This is a genomic window from Streptomyces sp. NPDC002817 (assembly GCF_053592055.1).
The window spans coordinates 345,861-371,351 of the sequence record NZ_JBSFUY010000005.1 but is presented as its reverse complement, the minus strand read 5'-3'; the positions used below and the strand labels follow the sequence as shown (position 1 = coordinate 371,351).

Here is a 25,491-nt window from a genome sequence, read left to right as displayed (position 1 = left end):
TCCGGAGGTCGAAAGCGACAACTGTCACAACCGCGAAACCTTGGCACCCCCGTGGTTCCCCGCACTCGGCCCGGTCCCTAATCTGGCCCTGTCAAGAGCATTGCGGGGCAACGTGAATCAGATGCAGGGCCTGCTTCTCGCGGGTCGTTACCGGCTTGCCGACACCATCGGCAGCGGCGGTATGGGCCGTGTGTGGCGTGCGCATGACGAAGTGCTGCACCGGGCCGTCGCCATCAAAGAGCTGACCGCTGCCCTGTACGTGTCCGAGAGCGACCAGGAGCGGCTGCTCCACCGTACCCGCGCCGAGGCCCGCGCGGCCGCCCGGATCAATCACTCCGCCGTCGTCACCGTGCACGACGTGCTCGATCATGACGCCCGCCCGTGGATCGTGATGGAGCTGATCGAGGGGCGTTCGCTGGCCGACGCGGTCAAGGCGCAGGGGCGTGTCGAGCCCGCCGAGGCGGCCAGGATCGGGCTGTGGGTGCTGCGTGCGCTGCGCGCCGCGCACTCCGCCGGGGTCCTGCACCGGGATGTGAAGCCCGGCAACGTCCTCCTCTCCCAGGACGGCCGGGTGCTCCTGACCGACTTCGGTATCGCGCAGATCGAGGGCGATACGACGATCACCCGCACCGGAGAGGTCGTCGGCTCCGTCGACTACCTCGCCCCCGAGCGGGTCCGTGGCCATGATCCGGGCCCCGCCTCCGACCTGTGGGCGCTCGGCGCGACGCTGTACACGGCGGTGGAGGGCCGGTCGCCGTTCCGCCGCACCTCGCCGATCGGCACGATGCAGGCGGTCGTCGAGGAACGGCCCGCCGAGCCGGTCAACGCCGGGGCGCTGGGGCCGGTCCTCGCCGCGCTGCTGCGCAAGGATCCGGCCGAGCGGCCGAGCGCCGCGGAGGCCGAGCTGATGCTTGCCGAGGCGGCGGAGGGGCGGTCGTCGGCTGCGGCGCAGGCGTATGTGTCCACGGGGCATGTGCGGTACGAGCCGTCGCACACGACGGGGGCCGGTACCCCTGCGCAGACGGCCGCCGCCACCCCGTATCCGCCGGTCACGATCGGTGCCCCGGCCCCTCCCGTCCCGCGCAAGCGGCACCGCCTGCGTACGTTCGCCCTGGTCGTCGCCCTCGCGGCGATCGTCGGCGGGGGTGTGGCGGTCGCGTTGCAGCAGTTCGGCACGGGCAGCACCGGCGACTCCGCCTCGCCGACTCCGACTCCGACTCCGAGTGCCAGTGCCACGCCGGGCAACGAGGGCGGTCAGGGGGCGGTGCCCGCCGGTTGGGAGCGGCGCAACGACCCGGTGGGCTTCAGCATCTCCCTGCCCAAGGGGTGGCAGCGGACCGTCTCCATCGACCAGGACGGCCTCCAGCAGGTCGACTACTCGCCCGACAACGGCAAGCACCTGGTGCGGGTCGCCGTCGACATCGCGCCGGACTTCAGCACCTCGTACGAGCACATGAGCAACCTGAGTGATCGGCTCGCCGATCGGTTCGCGGACTACCAGCAGCTGAGCCTCAAGCAGGAGCTCTTCCGTGACCAGCCGGGCGCCCGCTGGGAGTACACGTGGACCGCGCAGGCCAAGGACGCGCCGCACTACTTCCCGGGGCCCTATCGCGCGATCGACGTCGGGTACATGGACCCTGACGGAACCGAGTACGCGATCTACGCTTCCTCGCCGGCCGCCGACTGGGCCGCCACGAGCCGGCAGTTCACGTGGATGCTGCGGAGCTTTCAGCCGAAAACCTCCTGACAACTTGGCCGGTCACCGCCCCGGAGGGGATCCGTCCGGCGCGGCATCATGGGGCGTATGGGGACCTCGGGGGACAACTTCCGTGTCATAGCGGGCCGTTACCGCCTGGAGGTCAGGATCGGGCGGGGCGGCATGGGTGTCGTGTGGCGGGCGACCGATCTACTGCTCGGGCGGCGGGTGGCGGTCAAGGAGATCTCCCTCGACGAGACGCTGTCCGAGGCCGAGGCCCGGTGGCAGCGCGACCGGACCCTGCGCGAGGCGCGGGCCGTCGCGCAGCTCAGGCACCCGCACATCATCGTCGTCCATGACATCGTCGAGCAGGACGAACGGCCCTACCTCGTCATGGAGTTGATAGACGGCGGCTCCCTCGCCGACCGGATCGCCGTGCACGGGCCGGTGGCGCCCGCCGAGGCCGCCCGGATCGGCGTCGATCTGCTCGGCGCGTTGCGCGCGGCGCATGCGGCCGGGGTCCTGCACCGGGACATCAAGCCCGCGAACGTCCTGATGGAGGCCGGCACCGGCCGGGTCGTCCTCACCGACTTCGGCGTCGCGCAGGTCGCGGGCGCCACCACGCTCACCGAGACCGGGTCCTTCGTCGGCTCGCCCGAGTACACCGCGCCGGAGCGGATGTCGGGGGTCGGGACCGGGCCCGCGTCGGACCTGTGGTCGGTGGGCGCGCTGCTGTGCACGGCGCTGAGCGGTGAATCGCCGTTCCGGCGCGACTCGTTGAGCGGCATCCTGCACGCGGTCCTCGCGGGTGAGATACGGCCGCCCGCGCAGGCCGCGCCGATCCTGCCCGTCGTACGAGGGCTGCTGGAGCGCGATCCGGAGCGGCGGCTGGACGCGGAGTCGGCCGAGCGGATGCTGCGGGCCTTCCTGGAGACGGGGCGTCTGCCCGTCGCCGAGCGGCGTTCCCTGCGGGGTGTGCTGACGGCCGTGGTGCTGGTCGCCGCGATGGCGGGGGCGGGGGTGTCGGGGGCGGCGCTGATCATGCATCAGGACGGAGGCGGGGGTGAGCCGTCGCCGTCGCCCACATCGGTCAGCGGCTCGGCCGGTTCGAGTCCGACGGTGACGCCTTCCGTGACGCACTCGGTGGCGCCCTCTGTGACGAAACCTTCCTTCACCGGGTCCGAGACTCCATAGCGAGCTCACATAAAAGGGAGATAAGCGACCTCCTGAGTCACGGGTCTGTGACCGCAACGCCTTCTGAGTGGATTCGGACGCTGCTGGCGCGATATGAACGGACCCATGAGCAGCAACGGGGGAGCCCCTTACGGGTCCGACGAGCCGACGAGTTTTGGTCTGCAACCGCCGAACCCGCCCGCGGCCGTGCCGCACCCGAACAACCCGTACGCGGCGCCCACTCAGGTCGTGCCCCATCAGACGGCACCCTCCGCGCCCGAACCGGAGCCGGGTACCGGCCGGTTGATCGGTGGTCGTTACCGTCTGCTCGCCAAACTCGGGCACGGCGGCATGGGGACGGTCTGGCGCGCCAAGGACGAGACGGTGGACCGCGAGGTCGCCGTCAAGGAGCCCCGCGTACCCGATCATCTTCCCGACCGCGAACGCGTCAACGCGTTCGAGCGCATGCGCCGAGAGGCGCGTGCCGCGGCCCGGCTCGACCATCCCGCCGTCGTGAACGTGCACGACGTCGCCGTCGTCGACGGCCAGCCGTGGATCGTCATGGAGCTGGTGCGGGGCCGTTCGCTGGGCGACGCGTTGCAGGAGGGCACCCTCGGGGCGAGGGAAGCGGCGAGAATCGGCCTCGAGGTGCTCGGCGCGCTGGAGGCCGCGCACGCGGCGGGCATCCTGCACCGGGACGTCAAGCCGGACAACGTGCTGCTCGGCCGCCATGACCGCGTCGTCCTCACCGACTTCGGCATCGCCCAGATCGAGGGCGAGACCAATCTGACCGACACCGGCGGCTTCGTCGGCTCGCCCGAGTACATCGCGCCGGAGCGGGTGCTGGGGCAGCGGCCGGGACCGGCGTCGGACCTGTGGTCGCTCGGTGTCGTCCTGTACGCGGCCACCGAGGGCGTCTCGCCGTTCCGCCGCAGCAACACGCCGGCCACGCTCCAGTCGGTCCTCAACGCCACGCCCGCCGTTCCGGCCTCCGCCTCCGGTCCGCTGGCCGACGTCATCACCGGCCTCCTCCAGAAGGACCCCGCGCGTCGCCCGAACGCGGCCCAGGTGCGGGCGCTGCTGGAGACGGCCGCCCATCCGCCCGCTCCGGCGCCGACGCAGGTCGTGCAGCTCGCGCAGGGCGCTCCGAAGGGTGGTGTGCGGCTGGGCCGCAAGTCGCTGATCGGGCTCGGCGCCGCGGTCGTCGCGGCCGCGGTGGCGGCGTATCTGGTGATCGCGGACCCGTTCGCCGGGCCGCTGCCGGACGGCTGGACGACGAAGAAGGTGAAGGACGTCGCCGCGTCGCTGGCGGTGCCCCACAAGTACCAGGAGGAAGTGCCCGACCGGAAGACGGACGAGGCGCACTGGGTCACGTACACCGACTACAGCGGCAGTATCTGGATCGGGCTGAGGCTCGACAGGAAGGCCGAGGACTCGGGCAACACCATCGCGGGCTCGGCGGCCGCCGAGATGTACGAGGACGACAAGAAGTTCAAGGAGAACGGCGAGTACGAGCTCAGCATGCCGGAGGACCCGAAGACGGACACCGATGACGAGGTGACGTACCAGGGGAAACAGGCCGCCAAGAACACGATCACGTACATCACCGACGACAGCCAGAACCCCCGCCCCCGTGAAATGCAGATCTTCTACTACAAGACCTCCAAGGGCGACATGTACAAGCTCACCATCAGCTACCCGGGTGATGGCGACTTCACGAAGCGCGGGCAGGAGGTGGCGAGGACGACGATCGCGAACCTGGACGTCGACGTCCTCTGACCCGCGTCGACAAGCAACCGCCCCACAAGGTACTGATGGGGCATGAGCAACGACCGGGGCGGCACCAGCCCGAAGGGCCGACTGATAGGCGGCCGTTACCGTCTGGCCGAGCGCATCGGGTCGGGCGGTATGGGCACCGTCTGGCGGGCGCACGACGAGCTGGTGGACCGCGAAGTCGCCGTGAAGCAACCGAGGTTGCCCGGTGATCCGGAGGACGAGGCCCATCAGCGGGCCTCTCACCGGCTCTACCGGGAGGCCCGTGCCGCCGCCCGGGTCGACCATCCCGCCGCCGTGTCCATCCATGACGTGGTCGTCGAGGACGGACTGCCCTGGATCGTCATGGAGTTGGTGCGCGGGGAGTCCCTGCACGAGGTGCTCCGGCGTGGCCCGGTCGCCCCGGCCGAGACCGCCCGCATCGGCCTGGCCGTCCTCGGCGCCCTGCGCGCCGCGCACGCCGTCGGGATCGTGCACCGCGATGTGAAGCCCGCCAACGTGCTGCTCGGCCCGCACCGCCGGGTCGTCCTCACCGACTTCGGCATCGCGCACGTCCAGGGCGAGGAATCCCTCACCGTCAGCGGCGAGTTCGTCGGCTCCATCGACTTCGTCGCCCCCGAGCGGATGTCCGGGCGGGTCGCCGGTCCGCCCTCCGATCTGTGGTCCCTGGGCGTCCTGTTGTACGCCGCCGTGGAGGGCGAACCGCCCTTCCGGCGTACGACGCTGGAATCCACCCTCGCCGCGATCCTCTCCTTCGACCCGCCCGAGCCCAAGCGGGCCGGTCCACTGAGCCCTCTGATCAGCGGGCTGCTGGGGAAGGACCCCGATCTGCGGCCGGACGCCGAGGAGGCCGCCAAGATCCTGGAGGCGGCGGCGGAGGGGTGGCCGGTGCCACCGCTGCCTGCCGAGCACTCCCACCAAGTACCTGAGCGAATAAGGGAGTTGGGTGAGGACTCCGGAACCGTACGGCTGCGGGGACCGCAACCCGAGCCCGAACCGAAGCAGCCGGACACCACCGTCGTACCGACGACGTCGCCACGCAAGCCCCACCTGCTGCGCCGTCCGCTCCCGGCCGCCCTGCTCGGGGCCGCGCTGGCCGGCGGCACCTGGCTCGGCGCGTCCTACTTCTTCGCCGAGCCCGAGCCCGCCAGTGTCGCCGAGCCGACGTACACCTCGGCCCCCCTCGCGCCCGCCGCCACCGACATCGCCGACGAGCCCTGGGACAAGCACTCCGAGAAGGCCCTGAAGGCCACGCTCTCCGTCCCGAGCCGGTACGGGGAGACCCACCGGCAGGGCAGCGCCACCGACCAGCCGCGGATGGTGATCTACGGCAAGGGCGGCATCGACCTCCGCCTCAGCCTGTGGGACCGGCCCAGCACCACGGCCATGGGCCGGGCGGACCAGCAGAAGAGGTCCTGGGCGACGCACGCGGAGGCCGAGACCCGGCTCACGGAGACCAGCTTCGGGGGCGAGTACGCCGTACAGGCCGACACCACCTACGACGATGCGGGCGACGACCCGACCCGGGTCATGCAGCTGTCCGTCATGACCGACGACGGCCGTCTCTACGAGCTCCGTGTCGACATGCCGAAGGGGACGGCGGCCGAGAAGGAGGGCATGGCGCTGTTCAAGGCGGCCCGTGACCGGCTCGTGATCGAAAAAGAGTGAGCGGCCGGTGATCGATACCGAACAACGCGCTGATCAGCGGCTTTTGCGCCAGTGATCACTGGCGTCATGTGAGTACTCGGTGAATCCCGATTACCGACGGGTACCCAAAGCCCCCGCTCCGGCATACCCTGCGCGTCATGACGGACTCGAAGGCTTCGGCTCAGGCCACCAACCCCCTCGCCCCCGCCCCTGAGGGCGCCCGGACCGCCGCCGACGTGGTCACCCCGGAGCTGGTCGCCCAGCTCACCAAGGGTGTGGTCGGCTCCGGTCGTACCGCCAACCACACGCCGTTCACCGGCGAGAAGCTGGCCGACCTGCCCGAGTCGACACCGCAGGACGTCGAGAAGGCCTACGCGGCGGCCCGCAAGGCGCAGGCCGTGTGGGAGCGGACGCCCGTACGGCAGCGCGCGGCCGTGCTGCTCCGCTTCCACGACCTGGTGCTCGCCCGGCAGGCCGAGGTCCTCGACCTGATCCAGCTGGAGACCGGCAAGGCCCGTCTGCACGCCCACGAGGAGGTGCAGGCCGTCGCGGTCGCCGCCCGCCACTACGGCCGCAGGGCGCCCTCCTATCTGCGGCCCAAGCGGCACGCGGGCGCCATGCCGACCCTCACCAAGGTCACCGAGCTGCGCCACCCGCGGGGCGTGGTCGGCCAGATCGCCCCCTGGAACTACCCACTGGAGCTGTCCGTCGGCGACGCGTTGCCCGCCTTCGTCGCGGGCAACGCGGTCGTGATGAAGCCGGACACCGAGACCTGCCTGACCGCCCTGTGGGCGCGGGACCTGCTGATCGAGGCGGGGCTGCCCGCCGATGTCTTCCAGGTCGTCCTCGGGGAGGGCCCCGTCGTCGGTCCCGAGGTCGTCCGGCACGCCGACTACGTCTCCTTCACCGGCTCCACCCGCACCGGCCGCGAGGTCGCCCAAGGCGCCGCCGCCCGCCTCGTCGGCGTCTCGCTCGAACTCGGCGGCAAGAACGCGATGCTGGTGCTGGAGGACGCCGACATCGAGAAGGCGGCGGCGGGCGCGGTCCGTGCCTGCTTCTCCTCCGCCGGTCAACTCTGCATCTCCATCGAGCGGTTGTACGTCCACGAGTCGATCGCCGACGCCTTCCTGGAGCGCTTCGCCGCCCGCACCAAGGCCATGCGGCTCGGCAAGTCCCTCGCCTACGGCGCCGACATGGGCTCCCTCGTCGGCGAGCGCCAACTGGAGACCGTCACCCGGCATGTCGAGGAGGCCGTCTCCAAGGGTGCCAAGGTCGTCGCCGGCGGTGTCGCCCGCCCGGACATCGGCCCGTACTTCTTCGAGCCGACGATCCTGGACGGCGTGACCGAGCCCATGGCGATCTGTGCCGAGGAGACCTTCGGCCCGGTCGTCTCCATCTACCGCTTCAAGACCGACGACGAGGCCGTCGCACAGGCCAACTCCACGTCGTACGGCCTCAATTCCTCGGTCTGGACGAAGGACGGCAAGCGCGGCCGCGAGGTCGCCTCCCGGCTGCGCACCGGCACGGTCAACGTCAACGAGGGCTACGCGCCCGCCTACGGCAGCGTCCAGTCCCCGATGGGCGGCATGAAGGACTCCGGCCTCGGCCGCCGCCATGGCTCCGAGGGCATCCTCAAGTACACGGAGGCCCAGACGGTGGCCCAGCAGCGGCTGCTGCCGATGGCGCCGTCGCTGGGGATGAGCGACGAGGCGTACGCCCAGTTCATGAGCCGCAGCCTGCGCCTCATGAAGGCGTTCCGCTTCCGCTAGTACCGACCCGCACTGCACGCTCAAAGGAGAGAACGCACGTGCCTCAGGACGCTTACGACTACGACGTGATCGTCGTCGGATCCGGCTTCGGCGGATCCGTCACCGCCCTCCGCCTCACCGAAAAGGGCTACCGCGTAGGCGTCCTGGAGGCCGGCCGCCGCTTCACCCCGGGCACCCTCCCCAAGAACTCCTGGGACATCAAGAACTACCTCTGGGCACCCAGGCTCGGCATGTACGGGCTCCAGCGCATCCATCTGCTGGGCAACGTGATGGTGCTCGCGGGTGCGGGCGTCGGCGGTGGTTCCCTGAACTACGCCAACACCCTCTACGTACCGCCGAAGCCGTTCTTCGAGGATCCGCAGTGGCGTGACATCACGGACTGGGAAGAGGAGTTGAACCCGTACTACGACCAGGCGCAGCGCATGCTCGGTGTACGGCTCAACCCGACGATGACCCCGTCCGACATCCATCTGAAGGCGGCGGCCCAGCGGATGGGCGTCGGTGACACCTTCCACATGGCGCCCGTCGGGGTGTTCTTCGGCGACGGTCAGGACGCCGACGGCACGCGGAAGGCGAAACCCGGCGAGCGGGTCGCGGACCCGTACTTCGGTGGCGCGGGACCGGACCGCAAGGCGTGCACCGAGTGCGGCGAGTGCATGACCGGCTGCCGGCACGGTGCGAAGAACACCCTCAACGAGAACTACCTCTACCTCGCCGAGAAGGCGGGCGCGGTCGTGTTCCCCATGACGACGGTCGTGTCGGTCACGGACGACTCGCAGGGCGGATACGCGATCGCGACCCTGCCGACGGACCAGAAGCGCAAGGGCAAGGGCCGCACCTTCAAGGCCCGCCGTGTCGTGCTCGCCGCCGGCACCTACGGGACCCAGACCCTGCTGCACCGCATGAAGGCGGGCGGCCAGCTGCCGCACCTCTCCGAGAAGCTGGGCGAGCTGACCCGCACCAACTCCGAGGCACTGGTCGGCGCGCAGACCAGCGACCGGCGCTATCGCAAGACGACCGGCGACAAGAGGGCCGACTTCACCCAGGGCGTCGCCATCACGTCGTCCATCCACCCGGACGCGAACACCCACATCGAGCCGGTCCGCTACGGCAAGGGCTCCAACTCGATGGGCGGCCTGTCCATCCTCCAGGTCCCGTACACCGAGGGCTCGTCGCGGGTCCTGGGCTGGGTGGCGAACGCGGCCCGGCATCCCTTGCTGGTGCTGCGTTCCCTCTCCAACCGCCGTTGGTCGGAGCGGACCATCATCGGCCTGGTGATGCAGTCGCTGGACAACTCCCTGACGACGTATCTGAAGCCGGACGGCGTGGGGAAGGGCCTGCTCACCGCCCGCCAGGGCCACGGAGCCCCCAACCCCAAGCAGATCAGGGCCGCTTCGGAGGGCGCGTCGGCGATCGCGGCCGAGATCAACGGCTTCGCCGGCTCCAACGTCGGCGAGCTGATGGGCACCCCGCTCACCGCCCACTTCCTCGGCGGCTGCCCCATCGGCGCCACCGCCGAGGACGGTGTGATCGACCCGTACCACCGCCTCTACGGCCACCCCGGTATCTCGGTCGTCGACGGCGCCGCGGTCTCGGCGAACCTCGGGGTGAACCCGTCCCTGACGATCACCGCACAGGCCGAGCGGGCGATGTCGTTCTGGCCCAACAAGGGCGAGGCGGACCCGCGTCCGGCGCAGGGAGCGGCGTACGAACGTCTGAAGCCGGTCGAGCCGCAGACGGCGGCGGTACCGGCGGAGGCGTTCGGGGCGCTGCGGCTGCCGTTCCTGGGGATGCCGGCGGTGCCGCCGAAGAAGTAGCCCCGCCGTAGCCCCTCCGCACATGAAGAGAAGGACCTGCGCCCCCCTCCGAGCGCAGGTCCTTCTCTTGGTCTTGCGGGCTTACGGCCGGGCTCTAGCCCTCCGCGCCCACCTTGCGGCGACGCATCGCGAAGACGGCGCCGGCACCGGCGACGATCGCGACACCGCCGACGAGACCGATGGTCGGCAGCGCCGAGCTGGAACCGGTGTCGGCGAGGTTGCCCGTCGGCAGCTCGGAGACGTCACCCTGCGGCTTCTTCACCGAGTCCTTGGAGCCGTTGTCGCTCGGGTCGGCCGTGCCCGGGTCCGGGTTGGGCGTGCCGGCCTTCAGGACCTCGAAGTCGTACTGGGCCCAGCCCTCGGCGATGCAGTCCTGGCCGTCGATGTTGTCCAGGTAGGCGCCGGAGCCGAAGGAGTAGGCGTCGCCGGCCGGGGCCTTGGAGCCGATGCTGACGCGCAGGTCGACCGACTTGGTCTTGCCGGCCTTCAGCGAGTCGACGTAGAAGAAGTAGTCGCCGGCCCATTCCTCGGAGCCGATGCGGTCCCAGGTGCCGGTCTCGGTGTTCTTGAACTCCAGGTCGACGTAGGGGCTCAGGAACTTCGCCTCGTCGATTTCGTAGTTCTCGATCTCGGCGTAGAACGCGACGCCGTCGACCGTGGTGCCGGAGTCGTTGGTGACGACCAGCTTGAAGTTGTGGAAGCCGTCGCCGGCGACGATCTTGCCGGGCAGGCCCTTGATGTCCGCGGTGACCTTGGCGTCCGTGAAGTCCTCGTCGAGTTCCTCGCAGTACGGGACGTCCGGGTCGGTCGGCTCCTCGCTCGGCTCGGCCGACTCGGAGGGCTCGGGCTCATCCGACTCGGTGGCCGTGGCGGTGGGCGTGCCGGTGTCGGTCGCCGTGGCGGTGGGTGTCGCCGTGTCGGTCGGGAGCGCGGTGTCGGTGGGCAGCGAGGTGTCCGTCGGGGTCGGCTCGGCCGTGTCGGTCGGCTCGTCCGTCGGCGTGGTGGTGACCGTCTCGGTGGGAGTCGGAGTCGTCTCGTCCGCGAACGCGACAGGCGCGGACAGCAGCGAGAGCGGGGCTATGACAGCCGTCGCGGCCGCTGCGGCCATGGCACGGCGAAGCTTCATCAAAGACCTCAGGAAGTTCGGCGTGCTGCGCGTCGCAGCACGCGAGTGGGGCGTGGTGGGCCCCGCCTGTGGGGTGCGGGTGTGGCCCTTGGTTCGCCTGGTTTGATTCGCGAAGCCTGTGAATGGTTGCCTCCGCATTCACAGAAACCTTATGTGGCCTGAGTCACATTCCGATTGCGCTTGTGAAAGTGCTTTCCCAGCCCATAGAACTGCCGTCGTGTCTGACAAGCCGTCCGAGGACTCCTCCTCGACCCCCGAAGTCCCCGACGACGTCTGGGAACAGTTCACCCGCGCCAACGAGCGGGAGGCTCCGAAGGAGCCCTCCGCGCGCGCCCGCATGGTGACCGAGCGCCTGCGGCAACAGGAAGCCCGCGGTGAGACGCCCGAGAGCTGGCGTCCGGGTCCGCCGCTGCCGGAGAAGAAGCGCGGCCGGCGGGTGTGGACGGTCCTGGGCCTGCTCCTCGCCCTCGTCGTGGCCGTCGTGGCGCTGAAGCCGTCGCTGCTGCCGGGCGACCCCTTCGGCAGCGGGAGCTCCGGCTCCGCCGCCGAGTCACCGCTCCCCGAGGAGACCGCGGCCCCGACGGCCCCGCCCTCCGCCGCGGCCCCCGCGACACCCACCCTGGACGATCCGTTCGCCGGCTCCCCGGCCAAGCGCTGGGCCGACGGAAAGGCCGGCATCCTCGCACCGAAGGCGGAAGCGGTCGGCGGAAGGTCGAAGGCGGAGGTCGCCCAGGCCCTTCGGCTGACCAGGGAACTGCTGATCTCCTCGAACCTCGACCCGGCGACACTGCGCGGCGAACGCCCCGAGGCGGCGCTGGACATATTGGACCCGAAGCAGAAGGACGTCCTCTCGGGGCTGAAGACCGCCCTGAGCAAGCCGGACGAGAAGCACGACCCGCTCTCGATGTTCACCCGCTTCGACCCGGACGAGGTCCGGCCGGTCGGCGATGTCGTGAAGGTCCGCGGCCGGATGACGTTCGAGGCGGGCGAGGGCACCGCCGTCGCCGTCCACGCCGACTACACCTTCGTCTACCCGGTGGTCCGCGCCGACGGCTCGCCCGAGGTGACCCGCACCATCGTCCGCCGCGTCCTCGACCTCGAACTCTCCGACCCGGCCAGGTACGACGTCACACCCGGCAAGCTCACCGTCCTGCGGCACGACCGGGACGCCGGCAACTCGGCCTGTGACGCCCACGACGGCTGGTTCCACCCGCAGTTCCCCTCGGACGCCCCGACGAGCGCGCCCCCGTCGGGCCCGACGTCGGACCCGTACGACCGCAGCAAGGACATCAGCCGGGGTCAGGACTGCGGGACGGTCTCGCGCGTCTGACACACAGCGGCCCGAGGTGTGGAGGGTCGAGGCACGGCGAAGGGCCCCGCGGGACGGAGCCGCGGGGCCCTTCTTTCGTCAGCACCGGCGTCAGGGCAGCACCGGTGCCTGGGAGCGGCGCCGGGGGGTTGCGCCGCTTGCCTCGCGTGCCGGGGTCGGCGCCCCGGCGCAGTCGGGGCGCACAGCTGGTCTCGACCTCTGGCAGTGCGGGAGGACAAAGGCAATGTGGTTGTCTGCGAGGGGACTTGGGCTTTCTAGGCATCGTGCTGGATGGGCCCGGCCACCGCAACCGTTTGGCCCGGCCTTGTACGTGTTCCCGTACTTTGCCTTGTGCTCGTTTGTGCACTTTTCCGTCGGCCGGCCCCGGGCGTCCCCGGAGCCGACCGTTCTCTTGGGTGACCGGGCTGCTGTCCCCTGCCGTCCGGTCACTTACCTGGAGCGAGGTCCCACGACGTACGGCACGATCCGTACGTCTCATCGCCCCAGCGAGCCACGCGTGGTTCTTTCGGGCCCGCCCCTGGCTGGCACGGACACCCCACCAACGAAGCGGTCCGCGTCCCGGTCACGCGCCGTACGGGTGAGGAGGGGCCCGAACTCAGATGCGACCGCGGCACAGTTCGAGAAGGGTCATCGCGAGGGACGTGCCCGGCTTGCCCAGCGCCTCGCTGTAGTGGTTGAGGACCTCCATCTCGCGGGAGAGGTTCACGCGCCGGCCGCCGGAGGTGATCCGTGCCTCCTGGATGACGGCGGACACGGCCATCCGTTCCTGGATCAGACCGATGATCCGGTCGTCGAGCGCGTCGATGCGCTCACGGGCGCCGGTGATCACGTCCGCGGCCTCGGAGGTACGGGCGCCGGTCACGTCGATGGCGGTCATGGGGAGCTCCTCGTCTGGAAGGGGTCGAGGTGCCCCGGAGCGGCAGGGTCCGCAGGAAACGACAGGCGCCCCGGACCTTGTCGGCCCGGGGCGCCTGGGAAGTCGCTTGTCAGTAGCTCAAGCAGCACGACCATGGCAGCCGGCGGGCCGGGTGCCATAGGTAAAGAGGAAGGTCGGGTGCGTGAGCATGGGAGCAGTATGCCGCGCCTCGCGGGGGCGTCCAACCCGGTTCGCATCCTGAGACAGCGCTTGCCCCGGGAGCGGCCCCGTCGCGCCCGGTAGACTCGGCCCCACACTCACCTCGCTCACGCCGGAAGGCAACCCGTGTCATCAGCGACCCCCGCCGCCGCCCCCGACACCGTTCTGGTCGTCGACTTCGGCGCGCAGTACGCCCAGCTCATCGCCCGCCGTGTCCGCGAGGCCCGGGTCTACAGCGAGATCGTGCCGAGCACCATGCCGGTCGCGGAGATGCTCGCCAAGAACCCGGCGGCGATCATCCTCTCCGGCGGTCCCTCCTCGGTCTACGCGGAGGGTGCCCCGCGCCTGGACCGCGCGCTCTTCGAGGCCGGCGTCCCCGTCTTCGGCATGTGCTACGGCTTCCAGCTGATGGCCACGACCCTCGGCGGCACGGTCGACAACACCGGTGCCCGTGAGTACGGCCGCACGCCGCTCCATGTGTCGCGGTCCGGCTCGACGCTCTTCGAGGGCACGCCCGACGAGCAGTCCGTCTGGATGTCCCACGGCGACGCCTGCTCCGCCGCCCCCGAGGGCTTCTCCGTCACGGCCGCCACGGACGTCGTCCCGGTCGCCGCCTTCGAGAACGACGAGAAGAAGCTCTACGGCGTCCAGTACCACCCCGAGGTCATGCACTCCACGCACGGCCAGCAGGTCCTGGAGCACTTCCTGTACCGGGGCGCGGGCCTGACCCCGTCCTGGACCACGGGCAATGTGATCGAGGAGCAGGTCACGGCCATCCGTGAGCAGGTCGGCGACAAGCGCGCCATCTGCGGTCTGTCCGGCGGTGTCGACTCCGCGGTGGCCGCGGCCCTCGTCGCACGCGCCATCGGCTCCCAGCTGACCTGCGTGTACGTCGACCACGGTCTGATGCGCAAGGGCGAGACCGAGCAGGTCGAGAAGGACTTCGTGGCCGCGACCGGCGTCAAGCTGGTCGTCGTCGACGCGGAGGAGCGCTTCCTGACCGCGCTCAAGGGTGTCTCGGACCCCGAGGAGAAGCGGAAGATCATCGGCCGGGAGTTCATCCGGGTCTTCGAGCAGGCGCAGGCGGAGATCATCGCGGACGAGGGCCCGGCGGTGGAGTTCCTCGTCCAGGGCACCCTCTACCCCGACGTGGTCGAGTCCGGTGGCGGTACCGGCACCGCCAACATCAAGTCCCACCACAACGTCGGCGGCCTCCCCGAGGACCTCGAGTTCCAGCTGATCGAGCCGCTGCGCAAGCTGTTCAAGGACGAGGTCCGGATGGTCGGCCAGGAGCTGGGCCTGCCGGACGAGATCGTCCAGCGCCAGCCGTTCCCCGGCCCGGGGCTCGGCATCCGGATCGTCGGCGAGGTCACCAAGGAGCGGCTCGACCTGCTCCGCGACGCCGACGCCATCGCCCGCGAGGAGCTGACCGCGGCCGGCCTCGACCGGGACATCTGGCAGTGCCCGGTGGTTCTGCTCGCGGACGTCCGCAGCGTCGGCGTCCAGGGCGACGGCCGCACCTACGGCCACCCGATCGTGCTGCGTCCGGTGTCCTCCGAGGACGCCATGACCGCCGACTGGTCGCGACTGCCGTACGAGGTGCTGGCGAAGATCTCGACGCGGATCACGAACGAGGTGGCCGACGTCAACCGCGTGGTCCTCGACGTGACGTCGAAGCCGCCGGGCACCATCGAGTGGGAGTAGACCTCCCGTTCTGAAGGTCTTCAGGTCCGCTTGAGGGTGCGCACCGGCTCTCCGGGCTTCCAGACCTGGACGACCAGGTACTTGTCGTCCTCGACGTAGGTCCGTACGACCTCCGTCAGCTCGGTGCGGAAGAGGTGGAACGGCTCCGGCGGTTCCACCTCTTCGCCGTATCCGGCCTTCGTCTCGGCGTCGACCACCTCGATCGCCCGCCCGCTGATCCGGACGTCCCCGCCGCCCATGCTCTGCCCCTCACCGGGGTTCGCCTGGAGCGCGAAGCGACCGTCGCGGAGCAGGTCGAGCGCCTTGAGCGAGTCCGGCATCATGCCGAGCCAGAGCTCGCCGTTCAGGAAACGGACCTCCAGGCCGCTCGTGCGCGGGGAGCCGTCCTTGCGGAGAGTCGCGAGGGTGTGGTGGGTGAAGGCGCCGAAGCGTTCCTCGACGCGCTTGGCGAAGTCGGGTTCGGCGGTGATGAAGGCCGCCCAGTCTGCTGTCATACGGCGAGTCTGGCGCTGATACCCGACATCTGCTGTCCGTATTGCGCGAAGTGGCGCCGGCCGGATCGATTGCGCACGTCATCTTTTCATAACGGCCCTGTTCTCCTGCGCTGACCGGCGGTAACTTCCGCCCCGTAAAGCAACCCCAGTGCTGGAGGACAGATGCACGGGACGTATGGGCCCAACCCGCCGACACCCCTGCCCACGGACAGCCTCCAGTTCGCGATGCCGCCGATGCACGACGCGGTCGAGGACGAGCGCAGGCACCGCAAGGAACGGCTCGCGGGAGCGCTGCGGATCTTCGGACGGCTGGGCTTCGAGGACGGGGTGTCCGGGCACATCACCGCGCGCGACCCGGAATTCACCGACTGCTTCTGGGTCAACCCCTTCGGGATGCCCTTCAAGCACGTGACGGTGAGCGACCTGGTCCTCGCCAACTCCGAGGGGCAGGTCATCGAGGGCCGCTACCACGTCAACCAGGCCGCGTTCGCCGTCCACGCCCAGGTCCACGCCGCCCGCCCCGACGTCGTCGCGGTCGCCCACTGCCACTCCGTGCACGGCCGCGCACTGGCCGCCCTGGGGGAGCTGCTGGACCCGATCACCCAGGAGAGCTGCGCGTTCTACGAGGACCACGCGGTCTACGACGCCTACTCGGGTGTCGCCGTCGACGCCGCCGAGGGGCGGCGGATCGCCGCCGCGCTCGACTGCCGCAAGGGTCTGGTGCTGCGCAACCACGGCCTGCTGACCGTGGGGGACTCGGTGGACGCGGCGGCCTGGTGGTTCCTGTCCATGGAGCGGTCCTCGCAGGTCCAGCTGACGGCCAGGGCGGCCGGCCGCCCGGTTCTCATCGAGCACAAGGCGGCGGTGGCGACACGGGAGCAGCTGGGCGGGGACCTGGTGGCGTGGATCAACTATCAGCCGTTGTGGCAGGACATCAGTCGCAGTGAGCCGGATCTTCTGAGCTGAGCCCCATGTCGTAGGGGCTCAGAAGCCCCGGAGCACGGCCGCCTTGGTCATCGCGAACTCCTCGTCCGTGAGAACCCCGTCGCGGTGCAGCTCGCCCAGCTCTCTGAGCCTGCGCAGGAGTACGTCGTGGTGGTCGGCCTGGGGCGGTACGGCCGCCCGGAGCCGGGCGGGGCGATCCTCCGCGGGGTCGTTGCCGGTGCGGGTGGAAGGGTGCGGGAGACGGGCGGTGACCGCGGTGGCGACCAGGGCCGTGAGCAGGTCGCGGCGGGCGCTGCCCCACAGATCGAGGGCGTACGGGTCCTTCTCCGGCGGCAGCTTCGAGAACGCCGTCTCACGGGTCACGAAGCGCAGGAAGCCGTCCTCGTAGCCGGAGTTGGGCAGCCATTCGACCCCCACGACGTCACCGATGGCGATGATCCGCGGCCCCGTCGCCCGCTTGACCCGGTCGGAGGTGTCCGACCAGTCGATACGGACCTGGAGACCGTCGAAGGAGACCGTGCCGTCGGAGGAGCGCACCGACACCGGGACCGGCGGACCGGCCAGCAGATACGTCTTCGTCGGGTCCTTGGGGACCTGGTCGAGCAGCAGCGCCCGGCGGATCTCCTCCGCCATGTACTCGGCGACCCCCGAACGGTCGATGTCCACCAACAGCCGGTAGGGATCCGCCGGGTCCGGCAGCCGCCCGCCCGTCGCGTGGAGCAGCGGATCCGCCCCCTCGCGCAGCCGCATCCGCAGCCGCCCGCGCTTGCGTTCGGGTTCGTAGACCACGCCCGACACAGCCTCCAGGGGTACGGCGATCTCGCCGTACGTCTGCCGGAACAGCGGCACGGAGCGGTGGAGTCCCGGCGTGATCCTGACCGTTGCGCCGTCGAAGGCCCAGGTCCCGTCGCGCTGGATGATCTCGGCCATAGGGAAATTCTCGCAGCCGGGTCAACACGGCGGCCCGGTCTTCACCCGCCCTGACCAGACCTGCCGGACGGGGACCCAGTGGCGTAGGGCACAATTCGCTGTCATCGCACGGGAGTTGCAGAGCGGTCGCCGAGGCCTCGGCAGGGGCCGCAGCGCGTGGGAATCGCGGGGAAGGAAGGCGTCGGACGTGGCGGTGCAGGAGGCGAGACAGAGCGTGGAAGCTGGCGCTCACGGGGGCGGCTGCACCTGCGGGGACTGTCCGCACGGGGCGCGTGCGGGACATCGGCGGGCGGTCGCCGCATTCGTGCTGAAACGGGACGAGTTCGCCGCCGGACAAGGGCTGCCGGCCGCCGTGGCCCACTCGGCCTCAGCCTCCCGCCAGTGGGTGTCGGAGGAGCTGACCCAGTCCGCGGAACTCGTCGCCGAACGCGGCCGGGCCGAGGGCGAGGCCTGGCTGGTGCGGATGTGGAGCCGGACGGCGTACACGGTGTGGGCCGGCGTGGTCGTCCTGCTGCTGGTCCAGGCGCTGACGGCGATCGGCGCGGGCTGGACCTCGGCCCGGACCGCCGGTCTGCTGGCCGCGCTGCTGACGGCCGGCGCGCTGACCGCCGCGTCCTGGTTCCACCGGGCCCGGGGCGGCGCGCTCGCGCCCGTGATCGGCGAGGACAACCGCCTGTCCACCTCGCGCGCGGTGGCCGTGGCCTGGGTGCTGTTCGTGGCGTACGCCGTGCTGGTCCTGGTCGGCCGCCTCGCCGCCGCCTCCGACCCCGCCGAGCGCGACACGCTGATCTCCGGCTTCGACCTCGCCCGCGGCGCGGGTGTGGTGACGGTCCTCGCCGTGGTGTGCGGCATCGCCGTCCTGGTGCGGCGCGTGGTCGGCCTGCGCGTCCTGGGACAGCGGCTGCAGAAGGTACGCGCCGACCGCCCGCGCGCCGCCGACCTCCTGACGGACGACGCGGGCCGGGGCACCTTCGCCGACATCCAGTACGTCGTGATCAGCACCGTCGCCCTGCTGTTCGCGGCCGTCCGCCTGGCCCGCCGTCCCGACCAACTCCCCGACCTCCCCTGGGGACTGGCGGTGGTCGTCCTCATCTCGGCGGCGACCTACGTGGCCGGCAAATACGCCGAGGGCGGCCGCCCGGTCATCCTCTCCGTCGTCCGCGCCCGCGAGGCCGGCGACCTCGACGCGCCGATCCGCACGGGCGACGACATCGAGATCCGCGGCGCGGGTTTCGTCCCCCCGGGCGCGCAGGGCGCGGAGCGCTTGTCCCGCATGACGGTCCGCGTCGGCACCGTCCACGTCCATGTCCCCCTCGTCCCCGTGAACGGAGGGTTCAGCAACCCGACGGACGCGGTCCTGACGGTGCCGGTACCGGCGGATGTGGAGCCCGGGCGGGTGGAGGTGCAGGTGGTCACCGCGGCGGGGGTGGAGACGAATCGGTACGGGATCGATGTGACGGACTGAGGGGCGGATGGGGGTACGAGCGGTGGGTGGACGGAATCGTGGGCGGGCTCGTGGGCGAGGTGGGCCGAGGCGTGAGTGACACCGTCCTCTCCGTCATCCCGACCGACCCGCACCGGCAGCCCTGGCGTCCCGCCGCCGACCGCGCCACCGCCCTCGTGACGGCTCTGACCGGCGGCCTCGCCGTCGACACGGACGTCGAGGTCGACGTCGACCGGTACGCCGCGCCCGCCGTGGTCGACAGCGGCCAGAACCTGACGCGGATCGGGTGCCCGCACTGCCGGGGCTCGATCGACCTCGACTGGTGGGCGGAGCTCGTCGCGGACCACCAGGACGGCTTCGCCTCCCCCTCCGCGGACGTCCCCTGCTGCGACGCCACCACCTCCCTCGACACGCTCGACTTCGACTGGCCCTGCGGCTTCGCCCGCTTCGAGATCGCCGCGTGGAACCCGGAACTCAGCCGGCTCACCGACGAGCAGCCGGCCGCCGTCGCCAAGGCGCTGGGACACCCCGTACGTCAGATCCGGGCCCATATCTGACGCTGCGGGCACCCGGCCGGGCGTGCGTCGGCGCGGGTGTGCCCGAGCGGCGGAAAACGGTCGCGTCAGCATTGAGCGACATCTCCCGTTCGTGCGTATCGTCTTTTTGAGGGGTCACGGCACGCTGGGTGAGAGGCGGCTCGGAGCGATGACGCACAGCTTCCGTACGGACACGCACACCCCCTACGACGGCGACCGGGGCTGGCGGGACACCGCCACCCGGTACGCCCTGCTCCCACTGCGCCTCTTCCTGGGCGTCACCTTCATCTACGCCGGCCTGGACAAACTCACCGACAGCGCCTTCATGAAGGCCTCCGGGCCCGGCTCCATCGGCGACCAGATGCGTAACGTCCGGGACTCCGCGGCGATCCCCGACATGATCGACATGGCCCTGAAGAGCCCCGTCGGATTCGGCTACGCCATCGCCCTGGGCGAACTGGCCGTCGGCATCGGCACCCTCCTCGGCCTCCTCGCCCGCCTGGCCGCCCTCGGCGGAGCCCTCATCTCCCTCAGCCTCTGGCTGACGATGAGCTGGGCCTCGGACCCGTACTACTACGGCAACGACCTCGCCTACCTGATGGCCTGGCTCCCCCTGGTCCTTGCCGGCGCCGCGCACTTCTCAGTCGACGCAGCCTGGCGATCCCGACGACGGGGACGGGCGGCGGCGTACTAGCCCGACGGCGGCTGGCGGGGCCGGGACCCGGCCCCGTCGGCCCCTCGGTCAGCCCGCCCCCTCCGACTCGCCCACCGCCCCCGCGCTCGCCCCACCTCCCGCACGACGTCGACGGATCGCGCGAGTCGTGAGGCCCGTCGCGGCTGCCAGGCAGAGCCCGCCCGTGACGATGGGGATCACCGCGAACCACGGGGTCTCCCAGATGCCGCCCGCGTCGCCGGCGTAGATGACGCCGGCCAGGGTCAGGAAGAGACCGGCGAGCAGTTTGCCGGGGCGGAACTCATGACGTAGCACGGCTCACCTCCGCTTGGCCGACGCCGACCTGGAGGTCGAGGTCGAGGGTGCCGGAGGATTTGGTGCCCTTGGGGGGTGTCAGGGTGGCCTCCTTGTACTTGCCCGGTTCCACGTCCACGTCCTCCTGGTCGTCGCCCGGGAGCTGGATGTCGCCCACGCCCACGTCGATGCTGACCTTCACGGTCGCGTCCTTCGGTACGACCACCTTCAGCTTGCCCACGCCCACCTCGGCCCGGGCGGTCACCGTCTGTCCCTTGGTGAGGTCGAGGCCCGTCAGATCCAGCGTGCCGACGCCGGTGCCGAGGTCGTACTTGGGCTGGACGTCCGCGACCGCGGCGGGCCGCCAGGTCTCCTCGATCCAGTGCGTGCCGATGTCCTTGGGCAGCGCGGCCGAACCGGCGAGGAGTCCCGCCGTGATCACCGCCAGGAAGATCGAGCCCGCCCCGGTACGCCCGAGGAAGGAGCTGATCGCGATGCCGAGGCCGATGACTATGAGGGCGCAGGACAGGCCGGTCTGGAGGCTGGTGCCGAGCGGGTGCTCGTCCCACGTCAGGCTCGTGCCGAGACCGCCCGCGAGCAGGGCGAACAGGAAGACCCAGCCGCCGATCCAGCGAGGGCCACGCGGTTTGGGTGGCTGTGGGCGGGCGGTGCGGGTGGCGGCGCGCGCCCCGTCGTATCGGCCGAGGCCGATGTTGACGGCCGCCGCGATGTCCCGGTCGCGGGAGTCGCGGGGGCCCCACAGATAGCCGGTGCCGCCCTCGTGCGTGCCGTCCTTGACGATGGGTTCGCGCCACCAGGACGGGTATCCGGGGCCGACCGGCGGTGCCTGGGCCTCCGGCGGGGCGTCGGCGACGGCCTGCGCGGCCAGGGGGTCGGTGTCGGGGGCGCCGCGCTGGCGGGCCCAGTACCCGGCGCCGGCGAGGAGGAGGGAGAGGACGACGGCGAAGGTGAGCACCCCGCCGTTGTTCAGCATCGTCAGGAACACCCCGCAGCCGACCAGCGCGAACAGCACGGCCGTCAGGGCCTGGCCGTCGACGCGGCCGGTCAGCAGCTTGCGGACCTCGTTCTCCTCCTCGTCCTCGTACGGGACGAGGAGCCAGGCGAAGCCGTAGAAGATGAGGCCGATGCCGCCGGTCGCGGAGAGCACGGCGAGCGTGATGCGGAAGATCACCGGGTCCATGTCGCACTGCCGCCCGAGCCCCGCGCACACCCCGGCGAGCACCTTGAACCGCCGGTCGCGCCGGAACCTCGCGGGCGGCGCGGCGGCCCCGGCCTCGCCGGGTGCCTCGACCCCCGCGCCGGCCGGGCTGCCGGGCATGGCGTCGGCCGGGCCCGGCCGGTCGGCCGTACCCGTCTCCGTCCGCGCACCGGCCCGCACGTGGGCGCGCGCATCCTCACCCGCGGCGGCCGCGGGAGGCGCGGCGGACGAGGCACCCTCGTCGGGCGCCGGGTCCGCGGCGTGCTGGTGATCTGTCATGTGTCCATGGTGACGGGCGAGCCGCCCCGGCGGGAGTCGGAACGACCCTGGCCGGACCCTGATATCGCCCCTGAGCCGCCGCCGGGGAAGCGTTCGACGGCCCGACGTTTCCGCACGCTTCGAAGATCAGGGGCGTCTAGGGGGCCGACCCTGATGCCCCCGCCCGCCCGCCGTGTGAACATCGATGGCATGCCGGAAGCCGCAGCAGCGCCACTCGTCGAACCGCGGCCGCCGCGCAAGCTCTACCGCAGCAGTGACGGACGCTGGCTCGGTGGTGTGGCGCGGGGGCTCGCCGGGCATCTCGGGCTGCCCGTCATCTGGGTGCGACTCGTCTTCGTGGGCCTGTTCATGGCGGACGGGCTCGGCGCCCTGCTGTACGCGGCGTTCTGGTTCTTCGTGCCGCTCGGGGTGGGTGGAGTCGGCGGGCAGCGGCCGCCGTCCCTCGTCTCCACCGAGGCCTCGCCCGACGGCCGCCGCAGACTCGTCGCCCGCAGGCCCGACAAGGGCCAGATCGTCGCCCTGCTCCTCATGGTCGTCGTGGCCATGGTCTTCGTGGGCAACGTCAATCTCGGCACAGGCGCCAAGGCCTACCTCTGGCCCGCCGTGCTGGTCGGCGCCGGCGTGGCCCTGGTCTGGCGCCAGGCCGACAACGCCCGGCGGGCCCGCTGGGTCGAGGTAGGCCGCCGCAAGCGCACCCTCAGCCTGCTGCGCGCCGCGGGCGGCGTCCTGCTGGTCACGGCCGGTGTCTCCGGCATCTTCGTCCTTCAGGGCTCCGCGGCCCACCTCGGCTCGGTCCTGCAGGCTGCCCTCGCGGTCCTCGTCGGCATAACGCTCCTCGCCGGGCCCTACCTCGTGCGCATGACCCAGGACCTCTCCGAGGAGCGCCTGATGCGCATCCGCGCCCAGGAGCGCGCCGAGGTCGCCGCCCACGTCCACGACTCCGTGCTGCACACCCTCACCCTGATCCAGCGCAACGCGGAGAACGCGAACGAGGTGCGCCGCCTGGCCCGCGCCCAGGAGCGCGACCTGCGCACCTGGCTCTACAAACCCGAGGGCACCGGCAAGGACGAGGCCGACGAACCCACGACCCTCGCCGACGCGGTACGGCGCAATGCCGCCGAGGTCGAGGACAAGCACGGTGTCCCCATAGAGGTCGTCGTGGTCGGCGACTGCCCCCTCGACGAGAGGATCGGCCCACAGATGCAGGCCGCGCGCGAGGCGATGGTGAACGCGGCCAAGTACGGTGGCGAGGGCGGCGCGGTTCAGGTCTTCGCCGAAGTCGAGGGACGGACGGTCTTCGTGTCGGTCCGGGACCGCGGTCCGGGCTTCGACCTCGACTCGATACCCGCCGACCGCATGGGTGTCAGAGAATCGATCATCGGCCGCATGGAGCGCAACGGCGGCACGGCGCGGCTGCGCGCGGTGCCGGACGGCGGCACGGAGGTCGAGCTGGAGATGGAGAGGGCGGAGAAGACGTCATGAGCGACGAGGCGAACGGTACGGCGGAGGCCACCGACAGCGCGGAGGAGCGCAGGGTGCGCGTGGTCCTCGTCGACGACCACCGCATGTTCCGAACGGGCGTACAAGCTGAGATCGGCCGGACCGAGGAGACCGGTGTCGAGGTCGTCGGCGAGGCCGCGGACGTCGACCAGGCGGTCACCGTCATCACCGCGACCCGGCCCGAGGTGGTCCTTCTCGACGTCCACCTCCCGGGCGGCGGCGGTGTCGAAGTCCTGCGCCGCTGCGCCCCGTTGATGGCCGACGCCGAGCAGCCGGTCCGTTTCCTCGCCCTGTCCGTCTCGGACGCGGCGGAGGATGTGATCGGTGTGATCCGGGGCGGCGCGCGGGGATACGTCACCAAGACGATCACCGGTACGGATCTGGTCGACTCCGTCTTCCGGGTCCAGGACGGCGACGCGGTGTTCTCGCCGAGGCTCGCCGGGTTCGTACTGGACGCCTTCGCGTCCACGGACGCGCCGCCGGTGGACGAGGACCTCGACCGTCTGACGCAGCGGGAGCGGGAGGTGCTGCGGCTGATCGCGCGGGGGTACGCGTACAAGGAGATCGCCAAGCAGCTCTTCATCTCGGTGAAGACGGTCGAGTCCCATGTGTCGGCGGTGCTGCGGAAGTTGCAGCTGTCGAACCGGCATGAGCTGACTCGCTGGGCCACGGCTCGACGGCTGGTGTGAGGCGGGCGCGTCGCAGGCTTTCGGCCGGCGGTCCGTGGTCGATGCCGTGACAGCGGGGCGGAACGGTGCCGCAGGCGGTCGCCACGATCGAGCCGGACGAGAAGGCGTACGCGGGCCGGTTCCTCTTCCGGGCGGGCGAGGAGACCACCATTGTGGAGTCGCCGGGCCTCTGACATCAGGGTGCCCGACGGCACCGACTTCCTCACCCCCCGACCCCAACCCCGGCGTCACGTACCGGAACACCGACCTCGACGCGGCCGAGAAGTTCACGTTCGCCGGGTGACGGCGGCCGCTCACACCACCCGCTCACACCACCCGCGTGGCCCCCGCGAACGGCATCTCGTCGATCGGCGCGACGCGTACCGGCGCCGAGGGGTTCGGGGCGTGGATCATCTGGCCGTTGCCGATGTAGATGCCGACGTGGCTGATGGCCGAATAGAAGAACACCAGGTCGCCCGGGAGGAGTTCGGAGCGGGCGACGCGGCGTCCGGTGTCGATCTGGGCGTACGTCGTGCGCGGGAGGGAGATGCCGGCGGAGCGGTAGGCGGCCTGCATCAGCCCCGAGCAGTCGAAGGCGTCGGGGCCGGTGGCGCCCCAGACATAGGGGCTGCCGAGCTTCGAGGAGGCGTACGAAACGGCGGCGGCGGCCCGGGAGTTGGGGGCCGGGACGGAGCCCGCGGCGGTCAGGCCGTCGCGGGCTCCGGAGCCGGAGGCGCGCGAGGCGCGCTGCACATCACCCGTGCGTTCCTCGGCCGGCAGCTGCGCCAGCAGCCGGCGCGCCGCGTCCAGCTTTCCGGTGATCGTCTTCTTGTGCCGCTTCAGCTCCGCCTGCCGCGACTTGAGCGAGGCCAGCTCGACATGGGCGGCACCGCGCAACTGCTCGATCTCCCGCAGCTGTCTGCGCACGCTCGTGACGGAGGCCGCCTGCCGGGTGCCCGCGCGCTCGACGAACTCGGCGCCCTGGAGATAGCGGTCGGGGTCGTCGGAGAGCGCCAGTTGCAGCGCGGGGTCGAGGCCACCGTCGCGGTACTGTGCCGCCGCCATCGAACCCAGCGCGTCCCGCGCCGAGTTGAGCTTGTCCGTCTTGCGCGCCGCCTCGTCCCGCAGCGCCCTCAGCCGCTCCTCGGCACCCTCCGCCTTCTCCTTCGCGCCGTTGTACTTCTCGGTGGCGACCTCCGCCTCCTGGTACAGCTTGTCCACCTTCGCCTTGACCTGCGCCGGTGTCAGATTCGGCTCGGCATGTCCGGTCCCGTCGAAGGCGGTCGCGGTCGCCGCGCCCGCCAGGGCGATCGTCGCCGCCGTACGGACCGTATTGCCGCCGGCCGAGCGCTGCCTGGGCTTGCGGTGCGCTGCCATGTGGACTGCACGTCCTTTCGTA

General features: G+C 71.1%; 21 protein-coding genes. 14 read left to right on the top strand and 7 right to left on the bottom strand.

The features are described from left to right. Positions 1 to 121: 121 nt before the first annotated feature. The 6 genes from ACWD3I_RS13115 to ACWD3I_RS13090 all read left to right on the top strand — a co-directional run bounded on the left by ACWD3I_RS13115 (position 122) and on the right by ACWD3I_RS13090 (position 9,875). The gene (locus tag ACWD3I_RS13115; RefSeq protein WP_365392447.1) at positions 122 to 1,747 is read left to right on the top strand and encodes a serine/threonine-protein kinase; all 1,626 of its coding nucleotides are present in this window, start codon (positions 122 to 124) and stop codon (positions 1,745 to 1,747) included. Positions 1,748 to 1,804: 57 nt separating this feature from the next. Continuing rightward, on the top strand, positions 1,805 to 2,890 hold the full coding sequence (locus ACWD3I_RS13110; RefSeq protein WP_365392445.1) for a serine/threonine-protein kinase: 1,086 nt from the start codon (positions 1,805 to 1,807) through the stop codon (positions 2,888 to 2,890). A 105-nt stretch (positions 2,891 to 2,995) separates the two neighbouring features. Then, positions 2,996 to 4,648, top strand: a complete 1,653-nt coding sequence (locus tag ACWD3I_RS13105; protein WP_365392443.1) for a serine/threonine-protein kinase — start codon at positions 2,996 to 2,998, stop codon at positions 4,646 to 4,648. Positions 4,649 to 4,690: 42 nt separating this feature from the next. Further along, positions 4,691 to 6,310, top strand: a complete 1,620-nt coding sequence (locus ACWD3I_RS13100; RefSeq protein WP_365392441.1) for a serine/threonine-protein kinase — start codon at positions 4,691 to 4,693, stop codon at positions 6,308 to 6,310. A gap of 137 nt (positions 6,311 to 6,447) precedes the next feature. Next, the gene (locus tag ACWD3I_RS13095; protein ID WP_266888900.1) at positions 6,448 to 8,058 is read left to right on the top strand and encodes a succinic semialdehyde dehydrogenase; all 1,611 of its coding nucleotides are present in this window, start codon (positions 6,448 to 6,450) and stop codon (positions 8,056 to 8,058) included. Between the two features lie 38 nt (positions 8,059 to 8,096). Continuing rightward, a complete protein-coding gene (locus ACWD3I_RS13090) occupies positions 8,097 to 9,875 on the top strand; it encodes a GMC family oxidoreductase (protein ID WP_365392438.1) in 1,779 nt (592 codons plus the stop codon). A 94-nt stretch (positions 9,876 to 9,969) separates the two neighbouring features. On the opposite strand, the gene ACWD3I_RS13085 is transcribed toward ACWD3I_RS13090, so the two are convergent. After that, positions 9,970 to 11,001: an LPXTG cell wall anchor domain-containing protein gene (locus ACWD3I_RS13085; RefSeq protein WP_365392436.1), complete on the bottom strand. Its 1,032-nt coding sequence runs from the start codon at positions 10,999 to 11,001 to the stop codon at positions 9,970 to 9,972. A gap of 217 nt (positions 11,002 to 11,218) precedes the next feature. Here ACWD3I_RS13085 and ACWD3I_RS13080 point away from each other — a divergent pair, with 217 nt between their 5' ends. Then, entirely contained in the window at positions 11,219 to 12,331 is a 1,113-nt protein-coding gene (locus tag ACWD3I_RS13080; protein ID WP_365392435.1) for a hypothetical protein, read from the top strand. A gap of 595 nt (positions 12,332 to 12,926) precedes the next feature. Here the strand turns inward: ACWD3I_RS13080 and ACWD3I_RS13075 are convergent. Continuing rightward, a complete protein-coding gene (locus tag ACWD3I_RS13075) occupies positions 12,927 to 13,208 on the bottom strand; it encodes a chorismate mutase (protein ID WP_266823084.1) in 282 nt (93 codons plus the stop codon). Positions 13,209 to 13,532: 324 nt separating this feature from the next. Between ACWD3I_RS13075 and guaA the strand changes: the two genes are divergently transcribed. Further along, entirely contained in the window at positions 13,533 to 15,110 is a 1,578-nt protein-coding gene (guaA, locus tag ACWD3I_RS13070; RefSeq protein WP_365392432.1) for a glutamine-hydrolyzing GMP synthase, read from the top strand. A gap of 20 nt (positions 15,111 to 15,130) precedes the next feature. Here the strand turns inward: guaA and ACWD3I_RS13065 are convergent, their stop codons facing one another. After that, positions 15,131 to 15,604, bottom strand: coding sequence for a pyridoxamine 5'-phosphate oxidase family protein (locus ACWD3I_RS13065; protein WP_365392430.1), 474 nt, complete (start codon positions 15,602 to 15,604; stop codon positions 15,131 to 15,133). 162 nt (positions 15,605 to 15,766) lie between these two features. Here ACWD3I_RS13065 and ACWD3I_RS13060 point away from each other — a divergent pair, with 162 nt between their 5' ends. Continuing rightward, positions 15,767 to 16,570: a class II aldolase/adducin family protein gene (locus tag ACWD3I_RS13060; protein ID WP_046261636.1), complete on the top strand. Its 804-nt coding sequence runs from the start codon at positions 15,767 to 15,769 to the stop codon at positions 16,568 to 16,570. An 18-nt stretch (positions 16,571 to 16,588) separates the two neighbouring features. Here ACWD3I_RS13060 and ACWD3I_RS13055 read toward each other — a convergent pair whose 3' ends face one another. Continuing rightward, a complete protein-coding gene (locus ACWD3I_RS13055; RefSeq protein WP_365392428.1) occupies positions 16,589 to 17,479 on the bottom strand; it encodes a DUF4429 domain-containing protein in 891 nt (296 codons plus the stop codon). A gap of 187 nt (positions 17,480 to 17,666) precedes the next feature. On the opposite strand from ACWD3I_RS13055, the gene ACWD3I_RS13050 reads away from it, so the two are divergent. From ACWD3I_RS13050 to ACWD3I_RS13040, 3 genes are all read left to right on the top strand, one after another. After that, entirely contained in the window at positions 17,667 to 18,944 is a 1,278-nt protein-coding gene (locus tag ACWD3I_RS13050) for a hypothetical protein (protein ID WP_365392426.1), read from the top strand. Between the two features lie 71 nt (positions 18,945 to 19,015). Continuing rightward, entirely contained in the window at positions 19,016 to 19,480 is a 465-nt protein-coding gene (locus ACWD3I_RS13045) for a hypothetical protein (RefSeq protein ID WP_365392424.1), read from the top strand. A gap of 148 nt (positions 19,481 to 19,628) precedes the next feature. Then, on the top strand, positions 19,629 to 20,153 hold the full coding sequence (locus ACWD3I_RS13040) for a DoxX family membrane protein (protein ID WP_365392422.1): 525 nt from the start codon (positions 19,629 to 19,631) through the stop codon (positions 20,151 to 20,153). 48 nt (positions 20,154 to 20,201) lie between these two features. On the opposite strand, the gene ACWD3I_RS13035 is transcribed toward ACWD3I_RS13040, so the two are convergent. Further along, on the bottom strand, positions 20,202 to 20,447 hold the full coding sequence (locus tag ACWD3I_RS13035) for a hypothetical protein (protein ID WP_365392420.1): 246 nt from the start codon (positions 20,445 to 20,447) through the stop codon (positions 20,202 to 20,204). After that, on the bottom strand, positions 20,434 to 21,924 hold the full coding sequence (locus ACWD3I_RS13030; protein WP_451084079.1) for a PspC domain-containing protein: 1,491 nt from the start codon (positions 21,922 to 21,924) through the stop codon (positions 20,434 to 20,436). Before ACWD3I_RS13030 ends, ACWD3I_RS13035 begins: the two co-directional genes overlap by 14 nt. A 189-nt stretch (positions 21,925 to 22,113) precedes the next feature. On the opposite strand from ACWD3I_RS13030, the gene ACWD3I_RS13025 reads away from it, so the two are divergent. Both ACWD3I_RS13025 and ACWD3I_RS13020 read left to right on the top strand, forming a co-directional pair. After that, positions 22,114 to 23,406 (top strand): ATP-binding protein, encoded by a 1,293-nt coding sequence (locus tag ACWD3I_RS13025; protein WP_365392418.1) that lies wholly within the window; start codon positions 22,114 to 22,116, stop codon positions 23,404 to 23,406. Beyond that, on the top strand, positions 23,403 to 24,113 hold the full coding sequence (locus ACWD3I_RS13020) for a response regulator transcription factor (RefSeq protein WP_361480853.1): 711 nt from the start codon (positions 23,403 to 23,405) through the stop codon (positions 24,111 to 24,113). Before ACWD3I_RS13025 ends, ACWD3I_RS13020 begins: the two co-directional genes overlap by 4 nt. Before the next feature lie 306 nt (positions 24,114 to 24,419). Here ACWD3I_RS13020 and ACWD3I_RS13015 read toward each other — a convergent pair whose 3' ends face one another. After that, positions 24,420 to 25,469 (bottom strand): C40 family peptidase, encoded by a 1,050-nt coding sequence (locus ACWD3I_RS13015; protein WP_365392416.1) that lies wholly within the window; start codon positions 25,467 to 25,469, stop codon positions 24,420 to 24,422. Positions 25,470 to 25,491: the final 22 nt, after the last annotated feature.

Bases quoted from the DNA above. Each gene is read 5' to 3' on its own strand.
- ACWD3I_RS13115 (WP_365392447.1), top strand. From the start codon at position 122: ATGCAGGGCCTGCTTCTCGCGGGTCGTTACCGGCTTGCCGACACCATC.
- ACWD3I_RS13110 (WP_365392445.1), top strand. From the start codon at position 1,805: ATGGGGACCTCGGGGGACAACTTCCGTGTCATAGCGGGCCGTTACCGC.
- ACWD3I_RS13105 (WP_365392443.1), top strand. From the start codon at position 2,996: ATGAGCAGCAACGGGGGAGCCCCTTACGGGTCCGACGAGCCGACGAGT.
- ACWD3I_RS13100 (WP_365392441.1), top strand. From the start codon at position 4,691: ATGAGCAACGACCGGGGCGGCACCAGCCCGAAGGGCCGACTGATAGGC.
- ACWD3I_RS13095 (WP_266888900.1), top strand. From the start codon at position 6,448: ATGACGGACTCGAAGGCTTCGGCTCAGGCCACCAACCCCCTCGCCCCC.
- ACWD3I_RS13085 (WP_365392436.1), bottom strand. From the start codon at position 11,001: ATGAAGCTTCGCCGTGCCATGGCCGCAGCGGCCGCGACGGCTGTCATA.
- ACWD3I_RS13075 (WP_266823084.1), bottom strand. From the start codon at position 13,208: ATGACCGCCATCGACGTGACCGGCGCCCGTACCTCCGAGGCCGCGGAC.
- ACWD3I_RS13065 (WP_365392430.1), bottom strand. From the start codon at position 15,604: ATGACAGCAGACTGGGCGGCCTTCATCACCGCCGAACCCGACTTCGCC.
- ACWD3I_RS13060 (WP_046261636.1), top strand. From the start codon at position 15,767: ATGCACGGGACGTATGGGCCCAACCCGCCGACACCCCTGCCCACGGAC.
- ACWD3I_RS13055 (WP_365392428.1), bottom strand. From the start codon at position 17,479: ATGGCCGAGATCATCCAGCGCGACGGGACCTGGGCCTTCGACGGCGCA.
- ACWD3I_RS13040 (WP_365392422.1), top strand. From the start codon at position 19,629: ATGACGCACAGCTTCCGTACGGACACGCACACCCCCTACGACGGCGAC.
- ACWD3I_RS13030 (WP_451084079.1), bottom strand. From the start codon at position 21,924: ATGACAGATCACCAGCACGCCGCGGACCCGGCGCCCGACGAGGGTGCC.
- ACWD3I_RS13025 (WP_365392418.1), top strand. From the start codon at position 22,114: ATGCCGGAAGCCGCAGCAGCGCCACTCGTCGAACCGCGGCCGCCGCGC.
- ACWD3I_RS13020 (WP_361480853.1), top strand. From the start codon at position 23,403: ATGAGCGACGAGGCGAACGGTACGGCGGAGGCCACCGACAGCGCGGAG.
- ACWD3I_RS13015 (WP_365392416.1), bottom strand. From the start codon at position 25,469: ATGGCAGCGCACCGCAAGCCCAGGCAGCGCTCGGCCGGCGGCAATACG.